The organism is Neisseria benedictiae, from assembly GCF_958267435.1.
Lineage (GTDB): Bacteria > Pseudomonadota > Gammaproteobacteria > Burkholderiales > Neisseriaceae > Neisseria > Neisseria bergeri.
In genome coordinates, this window is record NZ_CATQFV010000010.1 from 20,765 (window position 1) to 36,668 (window position 15,904).

Here is a 15,904-nt window from a genome sequence, read left to right on the forward strand (position 1 = left end):
AAGGCCGATTATTTGGTCTAATAGCGTTTTCGCAAATCGCAGGGGTGATTAGCTCAGTTGGTAGAGCGTCTGCCTTACAAGCAGAATGTCGGCGGTTCGACTCCGTCATCACCCACCAAGTTTCCTTTCATTGTTGCAAACAATGGATGCGCGGTGGTAGCTCAGTTGGTTAGAGTACCGGCCTGTCACGCCGGGGGTCGCGGGTTCGAGCCCCGTCCGCCGCGCCAAGTTTCACAATACTGACTCTGTCGGTATTTTTTATACACGGGTGATTAGCTCAGTTGGTAGAGCGTCTGCCTTACAAGCAGAATGTCGGCGGTTCGACTCCGTCATCACCCACCAAGTTTCCTTTCATTGTTGCAAACAATGGATGCGCGGTGGTAGCTCAGTTGGTTAGAGTACCGGCCTGTCACGCCGGGGGTCGCGGGTTCGAGCCCCGTCCGCCGCGCCAAGTATTGAAAATACCGACCTTAGGGTCGGTATTTTTTCGTCTGCCCGATTTGATGGGTTTGTCTGTTTTGGGTCTGTTTTGCCCGGATATTGCCGTTTTAATCCGGTTTTTTATCATTGGATGGTATTTTCGATACGGATTCGGACAGTTGTTGCGTGCTGTTCTGATGTTGCTTACTGTCGTATCAATGGGCAGGAGGATGCTTGCGGATTTTATGGCTTTCTTTCTTGCCGTTTTGTGGGTTGAAATGTCGGCGGATATGTCGGATGTTTTTGAAAATGCCGTCTGAAGGTTTTCAGACGGCATTTTTGTCAGGCGGTTTCGGGTTCGCGGATGGGGAGGACAAGCAGGGCTGCCGTGCCGGCGAGTACGGCATCGGCGTACCACATCCAGCCGTAGTCGCCGAATCGTGTAATCACGATACCGCCGATGTACGAGCCGAGGAAGCCGCCGATTTGGTGGGTGAGCATCACCAGTCCGAACAGGGTGGCGAGGTAGCGTGTGCCGAAGAGTTTGCCGGTAACGGCGGCGGTCGGGGCGACGGTGGCGAGCCATGTGAATCCGAGTGCGGCGGCGAAAATGTAGAAGTTGAGGTCGGTTTTGGGTGAAAAAATGTAGATGAGTATCATTGCGGCGCGTGAGGTGTACAGTCCGAACAGGACGTATTTGCCCCGAACGCGGCTTGTGCACCAGCCTGAGAACACGCAACCGGCGATGTTTGCCAGTCCGATGATGGCGATGGATGTCGAGGCGACGGTGGCGGGCAGTCCGCATAGGGCGACTTCCGTGGGTAGGTGCGTTACGAGAAAGGCGATGTGGAAGCCGCAGGCGAAAAAGCTCAGGTGCAGTAGGATGTAGCTTGGGGTTTTGAAGGCGGTTTTGACTGCTTCTCCGAGGCTTTGTCCGTGTGTGGCTTGGGCGTGTTGGGTGTGGGCGGTGTTGTTGCCGCCGGCAAGCCACCATGAGACGGGCAGAATCAGCAGGGCGATTGCGCCCCAAACGTAAAATGTACCCGTCCAGCCGACTTCGGGCAGGACGACGAGTCCTTGAACCAGCGGTGCGAACAGGAATTGTCCTGCCGAACCGCCTGCGTTGACCAGTCCGGATGCCAAGCCGCGTTTGTGTGCGGGGACTTGGGCGGCAACCTGCCCCATAATGATGGAGAAACCGCCTGAGCCTGTGCCGAATGCGAGCAGTAGCCCGACGGCAATCATCAGCCCCCAATAAGTCGGGATGTTGGGGGCAATCAGGCAGGCGCAGACGAGCAGGACGGCGCCGCCGCTTAATACCCTGAACGCGCCGAAACGGTCGGCAAGCGCGCCGGACAATGGTTGCGATATGCCCCACATCAGTTGGAAAACGGCGATGATGAGGCTGAATTGGGCAATGCTCAATTCGGTGGTGTTGACGACGGGTTGGACGAACAGTCCGAGCGTCATCCTCATGCCGATGGTAATCAGCAGGATGAATGCGGCGGCGGCAATGACCGCCCAGAGCTTGGGTGTTTTCGATGCGGTGTGCGTCATAATGTGTATTTTGAGTCGGTTAAGTTTGCGAATTTTAACAACCCGGATGATTCGGGCTAAATAATTCCTGATTCTTTGGATATAGCCAACGGTATGCCTGCCGATGCCGTCTGAAAGGGCCTGATGGGCGTTTGCGGTTCGGGTTAATATTTGTGCCGTATTTGTTAATTCCGGTTAGTACAACAGGTCGGGCAGGGACGGTGCGAGCCGCCGGCCGGTTTTGCACGGGCGGCAATGATGCCCGGCGCAAGGTGCGCCGTTTCGGGAGGCGTGTGTGATGGGTTTTCTGATTGGTTTGAGCCGAAACCTGACGCGGTTTACGGCTTTGGTCATTTTGCTTGCGTCGGCGGTTGCGTTTATCGAACCGGCTTCGTTTGTATGGGTCAAGGGCGATGTTCAGGCTTTGGTGCCGGGCATCATTATGCTGGGTATAGGGATGACTTTGGGCAGGGAGGACTACCGGATTTTGGCGCAGCGTCCTTTGGATGTGTTTATCGGTGCGGCGGCGCAATATACCGTGATGCCGCTGCTCGCCATCGGTATTGCCAAGCTGTTCGATCTTTCGCCGGGGCTGACTTTGGGGCTGGTGTTGGTGGGGGCGTATCCGGGCGGCGTGTCGTCCAATATTATGAGCTTCCTTGCCAAAGGCGATGTGGCGTTTTCAGTCGGGATGACGACGGTGTCCACGGTGCCGGCTCCGGCCGTCAAGCCTTTGTGGATGACCTGCCTGGCCGGTCAGACGGTGGATATGGACGGTTGTGGGATGTTCCGGTTCAGTGCCGTAGCAACTGTATTTTTGCCCGAGGGGGTGAAAAATACAGTTGCTACATCTTCCCCTGCACAACATCTTACGACCGCTGAAAAAATTTCAGGCGGCATTTTTGCCAAATGCAAAAATATCCCGTTGTTCCCGCGAAAGCGGGAATCCGGAAACTTAACGCTGCGGCAATTTGTCGGAGACGGCTGAAACTCAACGGGCTAGATTCCCGCCTGCGCGGGAATGACGAGGGTTTGGGATTTCTGTTTTTGAATTTCTGTTTTTATGAGAATGGCAAGATTTTCGGTTCTTGTATGGATAACGAGATTTTAGATGGCGGGAATTTGCTGGGAAGGCGGCAACCCCTCCGCCGTCATTCCAGCGAAAGCGGGAATCCGGAAACTTAACGCTGCGGCAATTTGTCGGAGACGGCTGAAACTCAGCGGGCTAGATTCCCGCCTGCGCGGGAATGACGGGATTTAGCGGGAATGACGGCGGGGGTGGTTTGGTGGTTTGGATTGGTTTTGGTGGGCTGAAGCCCACCCTACAGCCCGCCCTACACATCTGAAACTCAACGAACCTGGATTCCCGCTTTCGAGGGAATGACGGGGGTGTGGCGGGAATGACGGGGGTTTATCAGAAATGACCGAAACTCAAAAGCGGGCAGCCTTGTTTACGCCTTCAAAATATCGAGTAATTTCAAATCGACTTTTTCGGCATCGAATTTATCTTTGGCAATCGCATAACTTGCATTCCCCATCAGGCGGACGGCTTCCCTGTTTTCGATAAAATAAATCATTTTTTCGGTCAAGATGCGGGGATTCCAAGGTTCGATCAGGAAGCCGTTGACCTTGTCGGCGACCGTTTCCCTGCATCCGGGGACATCCGTCGTAATCACTGCCCTGCCGACGGCCATTGCCTCCTGAGTGCTTCGGGGAACGCCTTCCCTATAAGACGGCAATACGAATATATGATGCGCCTTTATCACTTCGGAAACATTGTTTACAAAACCGGGGAAACGGATAATATCGCGGGCGGCAAGGCGTTCCAAATCGCCCCCCCCCCCGCGTGATTTGTCGATTGCGCCCAAAGCGGTAAAAACCGTATCGGGGTATTTGTCCTTAACCTGTTCCGCCGCCCGAATAAAATCATCAATCCCTTTTTCTTTCAGAAATCTGCCGATAAAGAGAAATTTTACGGGTTCTTTTTCATCGGGAATATCCGCCTCGGAATAAGGATATTGCCGCAAATCCAGACCGATTCCGCCCAAAATATGGATGTTTTTTATTTTGATGCCGTATTTGTCCGTCAGTTCGTCTTTGTCGTCGGGGTTTAATACAATCAGGCTTTCCAACATCGGCAGGGCAATGCGGTATAAGGCAATCAAAATCCCCTTTATGATTTTTGTTTTTAACGGTATGCCTTCCGGCTGCGGGGTAAATGCGAATCCCAAACCTTCCAGCATCCCGACGATTCTGGGCACGCCTGCCAGTTTTGCGGCAAAAGTGCCGAAAATCACGGGTTTTGCGAAATAAGGGAAAACCAAATCCGGCGATATTTTTTTGAGTTCTTTAAATATGAGGAAGGTGGATTTTATATCGGAAAACGGGTTCAGCCCGCTGCGGTTTGAACGGTAGGTAACGGGTGTAACCCCCATTTCCCTGATAATATCCAATTCATTGTCGGAAAACTCCGATACAAAGGCATACACCTGATGGTTTTTGCCGATTAATTTTTTAATGACGGGGGCGCGGAAACCGTAAATGCTGGATGCGACTGTTGTGATAAAAACGATTTTCATAAGGCGGACACCTTGAATATGGATTGGAAATGCGGTCTGCTACGGCAGGGTTTCATCCTGCAATCCGGCAAGGCTTGGGTTTGCCTGCGTATTATAGTGGATTAAATTTAAACCAGTACGGCGTTGCCTCGCCTTAGCTCAAAGAGAACGATTCTCTAGGGTGCTGAAGCACCAAGTGAATCGGTTCCGTACTATTTGTACTGTCTGAGGCTTCGTCGCCTTGTCCTGATTTAAATTTAATCCACTATATAAGGCGGTTGTTTGCGGTTTGATAAGGCTGATTTGCGTGCCGCGAAGTGCCGGCAACGAGCGGGGTGTTTTGAAAATGCCGTCTGAAACGGTTTCAGACGGCATTTCGATGTCGGCGGCAGCTTTGCGGAATCAGCCTTTGAAGCGTTTGAACACCAGCGTGCCGTTGGTACCGCCAAAGCCGAAGGAGTTGGAAATGGCAACGTCGATTTCCGCGTCGCGCGCTTCGTTGGCGCAGTAGTCCAAATCGCAACCGGCTTCGATGTCTTGTTCGACAAGGTTGATGGTCGGTGGAACTTTGCCGTCATGTATTGCCAAAATGCTGTACACGGCCTCCACGCCGCCCGCCGCACCGAGCAGGTGACCGGTCATGGATTTGGTCGAGCTGACGATGGTTTTGTAGGCGTGTTCTCCCAAAGCGCGTTTGAGGGCTTTGGTTTCGTTGGCATCGCCCAAGGGGGTGGACGTGCCGTGTGCGTTGACGTAATCCACGTCTTCGGGATTCAGTCCGGCATCTTTCAGTGCGCGGGTAACGGCGAGCGCAGGGCCTTCTTCGTTCGGCGCGGTAATGTGGTAGGCATCGGAACTCATGCCGAAGCCGACGATTTCGGCGTAGATTTTCGCGCCGCGTTTTTTGGCGTGTTCCAATTCTTCCAACACCAATACGCCCGCGCCTTCGCCGATGACGAAGCCGTCACGGCCTTTGTCCCACGGACGGGAAGCGGTGGCGGGATCGTCGTTGCGGGTGGAGAGGGCTTTCATAGCAGCAAAACCGCCTACGCCCAAAGTGCTGATTGCGCCTTCCGCGCCGCCGGCAACCATTATGTCCGCGTCGCCGTATTTGATCAGTCGGGCGGAATCGCCGATGGCGTGCGCGCCGGTGGTACAGGCGGAAACCATCCCATAGCTGGGGCCGCGGTAGCCTTTGAGGATGGTAACGTGTCCGGAAATCAGGTTGATCAGCGAACCGGGGATGAAGAAAGGGTTGATTTTGCGCGCGCCGCCTTCGATTACGGCTTTGCCGGTGGCCTCGATGCTGGGCAGTCCGCCGATGCCGGAACCGATGTTCACGCCGATGCGGTCTTTGTCGAGGTTTTCCACATCGTCCAAGCCCGAATCGGCAATCGCCTGCAATGCGGCGGCGATGCCGTAGTGGATGAACACGTCCATCCGGCGCGCTTCTTTCGCGCTGATGTATTGTCCGATGTCGAAACCGCGCACTTCGCCGGCGACACGGCTGTTGATGTCGGATGCGTCAAAGCGGGTAATCGCGCCGATGCCGCTTTTGCCGGCGAGCAGGTTGTCCCAAGCCTCTGCGACAGTGTTGCCGACAGGGGAAACCTGACCTAAGCCTGTAATGACTACTCTTCTCTGACTCATGATAACCTCGCTGTTGGTTGTCGGAATGGGGGCATATGCGGCTGTCGTGCAGATGCCATCTGAAATTTGCGGCAGGGGTTCAAACAGTTTGCCATATAAGGGAAAAGCCTCTATTGCGCGGTGCAGCAGAGGCTGTTGTGTCGGGCGACGACCGGTTAGCCGTTGTGGGCATTGATGTAGTCGATAGCCAGTTGGACGGTGGTGATTTTTTCGGCATCTTCGTCGGGGATTTCGCAACCGAATGCTTCTTCCAAAGCCATAACCAGCTCCACGGTGTCCAAAGAATCCGCGCCCAAGTCGTCTTGGAAAGAAGATTCGTTTTTCACGTCGGCTTCGTTTACGCCCAGTTGTTCAGCAACAATTTTCTTAACTTGTTGTTCGATGTTTGACATATCAGTCGTTCCTTTATGCCTTGCGGCAGGTTGTTTAAGGGAAATAAATCGGTGGTATTGTACCGACTTTTAATAGAGTTTTCTATCTAATGCCTATTATATCAATATTTGCTGATTTGTACATTTTCGGGCGGTACCGGTTTTGCCGTTCAAATTTGATGTATGTGCCGTGTCCGGCCGGCGATTTCGGTTAAAATGGCGACATTTTTATTTGGAACAGAAAGCCCGCTATGTATCCGCTTGCCCGCCGTATCCTGTTTGCGCTCGATGCCGAAAAGGCACACCATTTCACGCTCAATGCCCTCAACACGGCTTATAAGCTCGGTCTGATTCCCGTAACCGGCAACCGTACCAAACCTGTAAAACTGATGGGTATGGATTTGCCCAACCCTGTCGGACTTGCCGCAGGTCTCGACAAAAACGGTGAATACATCGACGCTTTGGGTGCGCTCGGTTTCGGTTTCATCGAAATCGGCACGGTTACGCCCAACCCGCAGCCCGGCAACCCGCAGCCGCGCCTCTTCCGCGTTTCCGAACACCAAGGCATCATCAACCGCATGGGTTTCAACAACCACGGTATCGACACCATGATACGCAACATCGAAAAAAGTAAATTCAGTGGCGTATTGGGCATCAACATCGGCAAAAACGCCGTAACACCTATCGAAAACGCTGCCGATGATTATTTAATCTGCCTCGAAAAAGCCTACGCACACGCAAGTTACATTACCGTCAATATTTCCTCGCCCAACACCAAAAACCTCCGCGCGCTGCAAGGTGGCGACGAGTTGAGCGCATTGCTTGAGGCTTTGAAAAACAAACAGGCACAGCTTGCCTCTGCACACGGGAAATATGTTCCGCTCGCCGTCAAAATTGCCCCCGATTTGGATGAAGCACAAATCGAAGACATCGCCCACGTTGTCAAATCCGTCGAAATGGACGGCATCATCGCTACCAACACCACCATCGACAAATCAAGCCTCGGCAGCCATCCGCTCGCAGGTGAGCAGGGCGGTTTGAGCGGGCTGCCCGTTCATGAAAAAAGTAATCGGGTGTTGAAGCTGTTGGCAGACCATATCGACGGCAAGCTGCCGATTATCGGCGTAGGCGGCATTATGGAAGGCAAGGATGCGGCAGAGAAAATCCGCTTGGGTGCAACTGCCGTCCAGGTGTACAGCGGATTGATATACAAAGGTCCGGCATTGGTCAAAGAATGTTTGAAGGCTTTGGCGTGATGACGCGTCCCGCCCAAAATGCCGTCTGAACGCACGTTTTGCCGTTCAGACGGCATTTTCGTTTCCTTTTTCCGCCTGCCGCCCCTTGAAAATCCCTTACGCGCCGCCCTGTTTGAAACAAAGCAAACGCCCGCCGCGAACCGGACAATCTTGATACGCAGCCAAAGCAAGCCCGGCGGTAAGTTGTTAAACATACAAATAATTGATATAAAAAATAATTTTATGCCGTGGTGGACGGCTTGGGAAACCGCAAAATATGAACGGCGTTGAAATTCATGATGTGGAAAATAAGGATATGGGGATAAAAATAGATGGGACTGTCCTAGATAACTAGGATAAACTTGAATTTACTAATTGTTTTAAGATAGAACAAGAACTTTTATCCCACTGTTGTTAAAACGCCATTCGCACTCCTTTAAATACAGCTCAAAATGCTCTTTGGGAATGCTGTTAAACTTGCGTAAATGACGTTTTGCCCGGTTCCAAAAGTTCTCAATTCCATTGATATAGTTTTGTCGTTCAGTAAAATGTGTGCTGTGATTGATACGAAAACGAAGTTTCAGCGAAGCTAAAATAGCTAAATTCGCTCACATCTAATACATCATAGCTACTATAAACAATACTGTCAGGTTTCACTTGTTCACGGATAATAGGAAATAAAGTAGCGGTTTGAGTATTCGGTACAGTAACCGTATAAACCTTATATATTGCGTCCCATAAGAGGGGCGCATTACTTTTCTTACCATTTCGCTTCAAAAGACCGAATACGGCGACTTTACCGGCAGCACCGCGACCGCGTTTACCTTTGCGTTGTCCACCAAAATAACTTTCATCTGCTTCTACTTCACCATCAAACATTTCTAAATGTGGACTGTTTTGATAAAAGTGTGGTTTTGATCGGCTGCAACCGTGTCCGTTTTGCCCAATTAAATGGTGATGAGTTGGAAACATTCTCCCGTTTTTTTAGAAATTTGGGTTATGAATTAGAATAAATGAAGGCCGTCTGAAAGTTCAGACGGCCTTTTTTAATGGTTGTTAATGATGATGGTGGGCATGGCGTGCGGCTGCGCGTTTGGTACCGACAGGCACAATCAGCGTTGCGTAAGTATTATCTTTCTGACATACGCTTTTATCGCCGTAATCGGTCTCGTTCACGACTTTGATTTTCCACAAACCATCAATCAGAGTAATCACATTGACCACGCCGTTTTTATCGGTTTTGCCGGAGAAGCCTTGAGGTTCGCGGTGGTCATGGGTTGATTCCAAGTCCATTTCCGCCAAAGTGTCCGAGCTGGCGGTAACGGTGGCTTTAACCAAAGGCTCGCCTTTGTACAGGACTTTGACCGGCAAAATACCGCCGGCTTTGACTTCGTTCGGATTTTTCAGCGGAACCAGTTCCAGCTCTTGGCCGATAGGGCGGGTCAATACAGCTTCATCAACTGCGCCGTTGCCCACTTGGACAAAGCTCTTTCCGAACATTTGCGATTGTTCGCAATAGGTTGAACCGACCAGCTGTTTCAAGGTTTGCTGTTTCCAGCCATCTTGGTTTTTCGACCAGAAAGTCGGTTTGTAGGTTGCGCTGACCCAGTAGGAGCCTTCAGGCAAAGCGGCTTTGGAAACGTATTGATAGTTTTCGCCTTTATTTACCAAATCAACGGTTTTCTTTGAGCTGCCGGTCAATTGCAGCGGTTTGAAAATATGTACGCGGTCGTCGGCGATTTTTTCGACATTGGGGAAGTCATGGCTGTAACCCAAATCCGCATGCAGGATTTGGCCGGCAGGCTGATGTGTCGGTGCAGCCACCCAAACATCGTGCGCCTGCGCCACTGCGCCCAATCCCAGCAATCCTAAAAGCATCCATTGTTTCATAGTTCCTACACTCCATTTTGTTGTTGAATGAAAGGCCTTGTATTTTGGCGAGTAGAAACATTACTCTTATTTGCATTTTTTGTAAATAATAAGTAATCGTAAACGATGAAAATAATAGGCTGCGGTATTTTTATTAACGCCTACTAACTCTGCTGCTGTTCTTGCAGTTACACCTGCGACAAATAGCTCAATGAATTTATTTTATTTATACTGGCTTAGACGACTTTTTCTCATAGGGATAATTCTAACTTAATTTGAATTTCCCTAGTTATCTAGGACAGCCCCAAATAGATTTTAAGTTTAAGGATTCGATATGTTTAAGGACGAACTAAATGAATTTATCCGACTCATATCTGACCCGGAAAGTGAATTGGATGAATGGTATTTGAGTGATTTTAAAGATGAACATATATGGAAAATGCAAAGTTACGAAGCATTTTCATGTTTGCGTGAAGCAGTCCCCTATTTGTTTGCTTATCCCCAACACGGGTATGAACTGTTGGAGATAATTTCCGCGTTAAAAGAAACATCTGATACGACAGAATTATTTTATGAGCTGGGTATCGTGCCTTTGCTGATTGATTTATATAAAGAAGATAGTTATCTGATAAATATGGTCAAACGGATATTCAACTGTCGTTATGGCAAACTTTCTTTATCCGGATGAAAAAACGGATTGGCGGAATTTGGATGATTTATTCAATGAGTTGGTTTTAGAGGAATTGCGGGCTTCATTTATGGATTGGTATCCGACTGTTGAAGAGGCAATCAGCCGTCATTTGGAAGACTTTTCGTAACAGGCATCAATCGAAAGGGGCGGAACGACGGGGCAGGAAAACCGACGTGTGAACACGAAGCAGGCAACCGGAGTAAAAAATGAACCTTGATTTAACCGCTCAAAAAGTCCGCCTTTCTTGGAAGGATATTCTGTGGGGGTATGAGAATAAATACTTGGGTTGGGCCGATGTGGCAGCTTATGCCCGAAAAATGACGCTTTCAGATTGCGACGGACGCGTGTTCAAACTATCTTTAACCAACAAATCCAATATTTTTGAATTAAAGCCTGTTTTGGAAGATTTGGCTTCGGAAATGAGGGGTTATTCCCCTAAAAATTGGCTGTACGTCCTCTTAAGCGATGTATTCCATAGAAAAGAAGAATTTGAGGATCCTTTGGGGGAAGTTGAAAAAATTTATGCAGATTTCGATTATCCGGAAGAAATAGAATCATTTGTCAGGTATATACCGCCTAAAGACGGTTATACCCCTTCCCATCATCGTGATGAAGAAAATATTGCCCGGCTGTATCTGAATTGGGCAAAATATTTGGGCAAATAAGGCAGGCCGGATTCAAATGCCGTCTGAAAACCTGTTTCAGACGGCATTTTGATTATCCCTTATAATCGCCCCATCTTTATTTTTCAGACGGCATCGACACCATCATGACCACTATCCCGACCCTCCTCCTTGTTGACGGCTCTTCCTATCTCTACCGCGCGTATCACGCGATGGGGCAAAACCTGACCGCCCCCAACGGCGCGCCGACGGGCGCGCTGTATGGCGTATTGAATATGTTGCGCCGTTTGCGGTCGGAATATCCGCACGATTATTGCGCGGTGGTTTTTGATGCGAAAGGCAAAAATTTCCGCCATCAAATGTTTGAAGAATACAAAGCGACGCGACCGCCGATGCCGGACGATTTGCGCCCGCAGGCGGAAGCACTGCCGGATTTGGTGCGCTTGATGGGCTGGCCGGTGCTGGTGATTCCGCAAGTGGAAGCGGACGACGTTATCGGCACTTTGGCTAAGATGGCTAGCGAAGCAGGGTGGAACGTGGTGGTATCTACCGGCGATAAGGACATGGCGCAGTTGGTGAACGAGCGCGTTACGCTGGTGAACACGATGAGCGGAGAAACGCTGGATATTGAAGGCGTGAAGGCAAAATTCGGCGTGCGCCCCGACCAAATCCGCGATTATCTTGCGCTGATGGGCGATAAGGTGGACAACGTGCCGGGCGTGGAGAAGTGCGGCCCTAAAACAGCGGTGAAGTGGCTGGAAGCCTACGGCTCGCTGGCCGGTGTGGTGGAACACGCTGCGGAAATCAAGGGCAAGGTCGGCGAAAACCTGCAAGCTGCGCTGCCCCAACTGCCGCTGTCGTATGATTTGGTGACGATTAAAACCGATGTGGACTTGCACACCGAGCTTTCAGACGGCATCGAAAGCCTGCGCCGCACTTCGCCGAAATGGTCGCAGCTTGCGGTCGATTTCAAACGCTGGGGCTTCCGCACCTGGCTGAAAGAAGCGGAATCAAACATGAATACCGGCTCGACCGATGATGTGTTCGGCAGCGACAGCATCGGCGAGCAGGCGGCTTTGAATGCGGAAATGCCGTCTGAAAAACAAGCTGAAAAAGCCACCGCCCCCGAAAGGCTGGATTATCAAGCCGTTACCACCGAAGCGCAGTTTGCCGCTTTGTTGGACAAACTGTCGCGGGCGAACACAATCGGCATCGATACGGAAACCACGTCATTAGACGCGATGAACGCCTCGCTGGTCGGCATCAGCATCGCGTTCCAAGCAGGCGAAGCGGTTTACATCCCCGTAGGACACAGCCTGACCGCAGCGCCCGAACAACTTGATTTGCAAGACGTATTAGGCCGTCTGAAACCGCATTTGGAAAACCCCGCCCTGAAAAAAATCGGGCAAAACCTCAAATACGACCAACATGTTTTCGCCAATTACGGTATCGCCCTGAACGGCATTGCCGGCGATTCCATGCTCGCTTCCTACATCATCGAGAGCCATCTCGGACACGGCTTGGACGAATTGTCCGAACGTTGGCTGGGCTTGGAAACCATTACCTACGAATCGCTGTGCGGCAAAGGCGCGAAGCAAATCGGTTTTGCCGACGTCGCCATCGGGCAGGCGACCGAATACGCCGCACAAGACGCCGATTTCGCCCTGCGGCTCGAAGCGCACCTGCGCGTGCAAATGGACGCCAAACAGCTTGAAATGTATGAAAAAATGGAGCTGCCCGTCGCGCAAGTATTGTTTGAAATGGAACGAAACGGCGTACAAATCGACCGCGCCGAGCTCGCCCGCCAAAGCGCCGAACTCGGCGCAGAGCTGATGAAGCTCGAACAAGAAGCCTATGCCGCTGCAGGCCAGCCGTTCAACCTCAATTCGCCGAAACAGCTTCAAGAAATCCTGTTTGACAAAATGGGCATTCCCACCAAAGGCCTGAAAAAAACCACCAAAGGCGGCATTTCCACCAACGAAGCCGTGCTCGAACAGCTCGCGCCCGACTACCCCCTGCCCAAAATCATCCTGCAAAACCGCAGCCTGGCGAAGCTCAAATCCACCTACACCGACAAACTGCCCGAAATGATTTCCCCCAAAGACGGCCGCGTGCACACCACCTACGCCCAAGCCGTCGCCATTACCGGCCGCCTCGCCAGCAACAACCCCAACCTGCAAAACATCCCCATCCGCACCGCCGAAGGCCGACGCGTGCGCCGCGCCTTCACCGCACCGCAAGGCAGCGTCATCGTTTCCGCCGACTATTCCCAAATCGAACTGCGCATCATGGCGCACCTCTCCGGCGACAAAACCCTCATTGCCGCGTTCCAAAACGGCGAAGACGTACACCGCCGCACCGCCGCCGAAGTGTTCGGCACTGCGCCCGAAAACGTCTCGCCCGAGCAACGCCGCTACGCCAAAACCATCAACTTCGGCTTAATCTACGGTATGGGGCAATACGGTTTGGCAAAATCATTGGGCATCGACAACCTTTCCGCCAAAAACTTTATCGACCGCTACTTCGCCCGCTACCCCGGCGTCGCCGAATACATGCAGCGCACCAAAGAACAAGCCGCCGCCCAAGGCTACGTCGAAACCCTGTTCGGCAGAAGGCTCTATTTGCCCGACATCCGCAACAAAAACGCCAACGCCCGCGCAGGAGCCGAACGCGCTGCCATCAACGCCCCCATGCAGGGCACCGCCTCCGACCTCATCAAACGCGCCATGATAGACGTGCGAAACTGGCTTTCAGACGGCATCGGCAGCAAACTGGTCATGCAGGTGCATGACGAACTGGTGCTGGAAGTCATTGAAACCGAACTGGATTTTGTCAAAGAAAAACTGCCGCAGATTATGGCGAAAGTGGACGGCGGATTATTGGATGTACCGCTGGTGGCTGAGGTTGGCGTAGGGGAGAATTGGGAAGAGGCGCATTGAGAATGCACAAGTATTGAACTGTTACGTTTTGATTTATCAAAATTTAAGGAAGTAAAATACTTGATTCAAATGATTGGAAATCAATAGTATTAAATATTGTTTGCGGTATTGTTACAGCTATTATTGTAGGTATATTTACCGGTTTATGGAAAAAATCCAGATATAAATGTCAAGAATGGGTATCTGGAAATTCTGATCGGATACCTGTTCAAGATACGTTGTTTTATCCTAATGATATAAAAGCCAAGAGGAGGTATGAAGTAAAAAAATTTATTGGCGAAGTGTCTTTTTATACACTTACTTATTTGATTATTTTGGTATCTTTTCCTATGCCGATTTTATTCTACGACCCTTTTGGTACAAATCGGCTTTATTTGAGTCAGGCCAAATATATTGGAATGTATTTTCCTGAAATCTCAATGACTGGAAGATACGCTAATATTTTTGTATGGTTCATTACGCTTACCTTATATGTTCCAATTTTTGGGATGTCTAAGTTAATGACAAAGTATTTATGGTGTCCGTTGACAAACATATTTTGGGACGATAACGAAAATTTGGATAAGGTTGGATTTCTCATTTTTATTGCTTTGAAATCATTATTTATATCAGCTTGTGTGCAGTGGTTATTTTTTGATACGGAATTTTTGCAGGCATTGGAAAATGTCTTAATTTTAACTGTTTTTTCAATTGTTTTTGCGCTATCACAAAATCGGTACCGGCAAGCCGTAGCCTGGATACCTATTTAGTTGCGCGCGACGGTTGAAACCCAAAACCCGACCCATGCTGTCTGAAGCCCGACAATTCGGGTTTCAGACGGCATCGGGCTCCGGCTGTGTTTTCAGATGGTGCGGATTTGCCGGTCTGAAATGCCGGATACGCATTTTGCCATCATTTGAAGCTATTTTAACTGGTTGTGTTTTAGTAATCTGTCGATTTCAATTATCTGCAAGGGAAAAGACAATTATTTTTCGGTTGGGAAGAAAGTTATCATATTGAATACATTGAAGATAATTATATCTATCAACACTATATTAAAATATGGTCTGTTAATTTTTCGGACTAAAACAACTTTATCCGCCCCAGCCTGTTTCGCGGCACTATTTTGAAACCCAGCCGTTTGTTCCGGCGGTGTTTGAACAATCGGTACGATTCCGGCTGTTGCAAGGCGGTTATTCCTAAGTTCGGGCGGCAAACCGCCCTATCGGATACAAAATATTTTCCTCGCCGTTGCGGGATTGAAACCCATCCGGATACCGCCTTGTTTTCAGGATTTGCGGGAAAAAAAGTAATGCGCCCCTTTGGCTGGGTGCAATATATAAGGCTTCCCCGCGCCCGGCCGCGTGCCAACCGTCGCCGGGCGGTCTTGAGCCTGCTTAACGGTATCCCCTCATCAGGCTGTAACCGTTGGCTTTCATGCAGTAGAAAACCAGCTTGGCGGCTTTCTGTTTTTCCAAACGGTTTGCATCGACATCTTTGCGGCAGTAGCCCAATTGGTCGAGTGCCTCTTGCTTGGAGCCCCCGTCCTTATGCCAATATACATACGGTGTGGCGCAGGCAGCCAAGAGGGCTGCCGATACCGACATCAAAGCAATACGGTTTACTCTCATTTTTTACCCTTCTGAATAAAATTTAAAAAATTTTGATGTGTTGCATTTGAAATATTATTCTATTTTACAAATTTATTCAACTATAGTTTTATTTTAACAAGCTATAGTTTATTGTTTGAATATTAGGATTTTTCCATACTCCCTGCATGGAAAAACCGACCACCCCAAACCCCTACCGCCTTATCTTCGCCCAAAATATGAGGCAGGTCAGGCGTTTGAAAGAGCTTTCTCAAGAAGAGTTGGCTTTCAGTGCGCGCGTAAGCAAAACCTATATCAGTGAAATAGAACGCGGCAGCCGTTCGGTTTCCATTGATGTGATGGGTCAGATTGCCGATGCGCTGGGTATGCCTTTGGAAGAACTGGTTAGAAAAGACCTGCTGCAACTCAGATAATGTCGGCGCA

At 50.2% G+C, this 15,904-nt stretch carries 14 protein-coding genes, 4 tRNA genes and 3 pseudogenes; 12 read left to right on the forward strand and 9 right to left on the reverse strand.

Features of this window, described 5'->3' with window-relative positions; translation table 11 throughout:
- Window positions 1–42: 42 nt before the first annotated feature.
- The 5 genes from Q3O12_RS00360 to Q3O12_RS00380 all read left to right on the forward strand — a co-directional run bounded on the left by Q3O12_RS00360 (window position 43) and on the right by Q3O12_RS00380 (window position 740).
- Window positions 43–118 (forward strand) — tRNA-Val (locus tag Q3O12_RS00360).
- A 32-nt stretch (window positions 119–150) separates the two neighbouring features.
- Window positions 151–227 (forward strand) — tRNA-Asp (locus Q3O12_RS00365).
- 39 nt (window positions 228–266) lie between these two features.
- Window positions 267–342: transfer RNA gene (locus Q3O12_RS00370), tRNA-Val, on the forward strand.
- Window positions 343–374: 32 nt separating this feature from the next.
- Window positions 375–451, forward strand: a tRNA-Asp gene (locus Q3O12_RS00375).
- A 4-nt stretch (window positions 452–455) separates the two neighbouring features.
- Entirely contained in the window at window positions 456–740 is a 285-nt protein-coding gene (locus Q3O12_RS00380; protein WP_301668821.1) for a hypothetical protein, read from the forward strand.
- 22 nt (window positions 741–762) lie between these two features.
- Here the strand turns inward: Q3O12_RS00380 and Q3O12_RS00385 are convergent, their stop codons facing one another.
- Window positions 763–1,977, reverse strand: a complete 1,215-nt coding sequence (locus Q3O12_RS00385) for an MFS transporter (RefSeq protein WP_301668823.1) — start codon at window positions 1,975–1,977, stop codon at window positions 763–765.
- Window positions 1,978–2,254: 277 nt separating this feature from the next.
- On the opposite strand from Q3O12_RS00385, the pseudogene Q3O12_RS00390 reads away from it, so the two are divergent.
- Window positions 2,255–2,770, forward strand: a pseudogene (locus Q3O12_RS00390) (bile acid:sodium symporter family protein); the annotation flags it as partial.
- A gap of 637 nt (window positions 2,771–3,407) precedes the next feature.
- On the opposite strand, the gene Q3O12_RS00395 reads toward Q3O12_RS00390, so the two are convergent.
- The 4 genes from Q3O12_RS00395 to acpP form a co-directional block, all read right to left on the reverse strand.
- Window positions 3,408–4,535, reverse strand: a complete 1,128-nt coding sequence (locus Q3O12_RS00395; RefSeq protein WP_301668825.1) for a glycosyltransferase family 4 protein — start codon at window positions 4,533–4,535, stop codon at window positions 3,408–3,410.
- Window positions 4,536–4,673: 138 nt separating this feature from the next.
- Window positions 4,674–4,889 carry a hypothetical protein gene (locus tag Q3O12_RS00400; RefSeq protein ID WP_003753348.1) on the reverse strand — a complete coding sequence of 72 codons (216 nt, stop codon included), beginning with the start codon at window positions 4,887–4,889 and terminating at the stop codon, window positions 4,674–4,676.
- 27 nt (window positions 4,890–4,916) lie between these two features.
- Window positions 4,917–6,164, reverse strand: a complete 1,248-nt coding sequence (gene fabF, locus Q3O12_RS00405; protein ID WP_301668826.1) for a beta-ketoacyl-ACP synthase II — start codon at window positions 6,162–6,164, stop codon at window positions 4,917–4,919.
- 155 nt (window positions 6,165–6,319) lie between these two features.
- Window positions 6,320–6,556, reverse strand: a complete 237-nt coding sequence (gene acpP, locus Q3O12_RS00410) for an acyl carrier protein (protein WP_002215574.1) — start codon at window positions 6,554–6,556, stop codon at window positions 6,320–6,322.
- A 230-nt stretch (window positions 6,557–6,786) separates the two neighbouring features.
- On the opposite strand from acpP, the gene Q3O12_RS00415 reads away from it, so the two are divergent.
- Entirely contained in the window at window positions 6,787–7,791 is a 1,005-nt protein-coding gene (locus Q3O12_RS00415) for a quinone-dependent dihydroorotate dehydrogenase (RefSeq protein WP_301668827.1), read from the forward strand.
- A 330-nt stretch (window positions 7,792–8,121) separates the two neighbouring features.
- Here the strand turns inward: Q3O12_RS00415 and Q3O12_RS00420 are convergent.
- From Q3O12_RS00420 to Q3O12_RS00430, 3 genes and pseudogenes are all read right to left on the reverse strand, one after another.
- Window positions 8,122–8,673: pseudogene (locus Q3O12_RS00420) on the reverse strand (IS1595 family transposase); the annotation flags it as partial.
- A gap of 153 nt (window positions 8,674–8,826) precedes the next feature.
- Window positions 8,827–9,660 carry a DUF4198 domain-containing protein gene (locus tag Q3O12_RS00425; RefSeq protein ID WP_301668828.1) on the reverse strand — a complete coding sequence of 278 codons (834 nt, stop codon included), beginning with the start codon at window positions 9,658–9,660 and terminating at the stop codon, window positions 8,827–8,829.
- Window positions 9,661–9,747: 87 nt separating this feature from the next.
- Window positions 9,748–9,852, reverse strand: a pseudogene (locus tag Q3O12_RS00430) (IS1595 family transposase); the annotation flags it as partial.
- Window positions 9,853–9,973: 121 nt separating this feature from the next.
- Here Q3O12_RS00430 and Q3O12_RS00435 point away from each other — a divergent pair.
- From Q3O12_RS00435 to Q3O12_RS00450, 4 genes are all read left to right on the forward strand, one after another.
- Window positions 9,974–10,327, forward strand: coding sequence for a hypothetical protein (locus Q3O12_RS00435; protein ID WP_301668829.1), 354 nt, complete (start codon window positions 9,974–9,976; stop codon window positions 10,325–10,327).
- Window positions 10,328–10,536: 209 nt separating this feature from the next.
- Window positions 10,537–10,995 (forward strand): DUF2247 family protein, encoded by a 459-nt coding sequence (locus Q3O12_RS00440; protein ID WP_301668830.1) that lies wholly within the window; start codon window positions 10,537–10,539, stop codon window positions 10,993–10,995.
- 104 nt (window positions 10,996–11,099) lie between these two features.
- Complete coding sequence (polA, locus tag Q3O12_RS00445) at window positions 11,100–13,892, forward strand: DNA polymerase I (RefSeq protein WP_301668831.1); 2,793 nt, start codon at window positions 11,100–11,102, stop codon at window positions 13,890–13,892.
- A gap of 329 nt (window positions 13,893–14,221) precedes the next feature.
- A complete protein-coding gene (locus Q3O12_RS00450) occupies window positions 14,222–14,641 on the forward strand; it encodes a hypothetical protein (protein ID WP_301668832.1) in 420 nt (139 codons plus the stop codon).
- Between the two features lie 627 nt (window positions 14,642–15,268).
- Here the strand turns inward: Q3O12_RS00450 and Q3O12_RS00455 are convergent.
- Window positions 15,269–15,502: a YgdI/YgdR family lipoprotein gene (locus Q3O12_RS00455; protein WP_301666837.1), complete on the reverse strand. Its 234-nt coding sequence runs from the start codon at window positions 15,500–15,502 to the stop codon at window positions 15,269–15,271.
- Between the two features lie 146 nt (window positions 15,503–15,648).
- On the opposite strand from Q3O12_RS00455, the gene Q3O12_RS00460 reads away from it, so the two are divergent.
- Complete coding sequence (locus tag Q3O12_RS00460) at window positions 15,649–15,894, forward strand: helix-turn-helix domain-containing protein (protein ID WP_003753308.1); 246 nt, start codon at window positions 15,649–15,651, stop codon at window positions 15,892–15,894.
- Window positions 15,895–15,904: the final 10 nt, after the last annotated feature.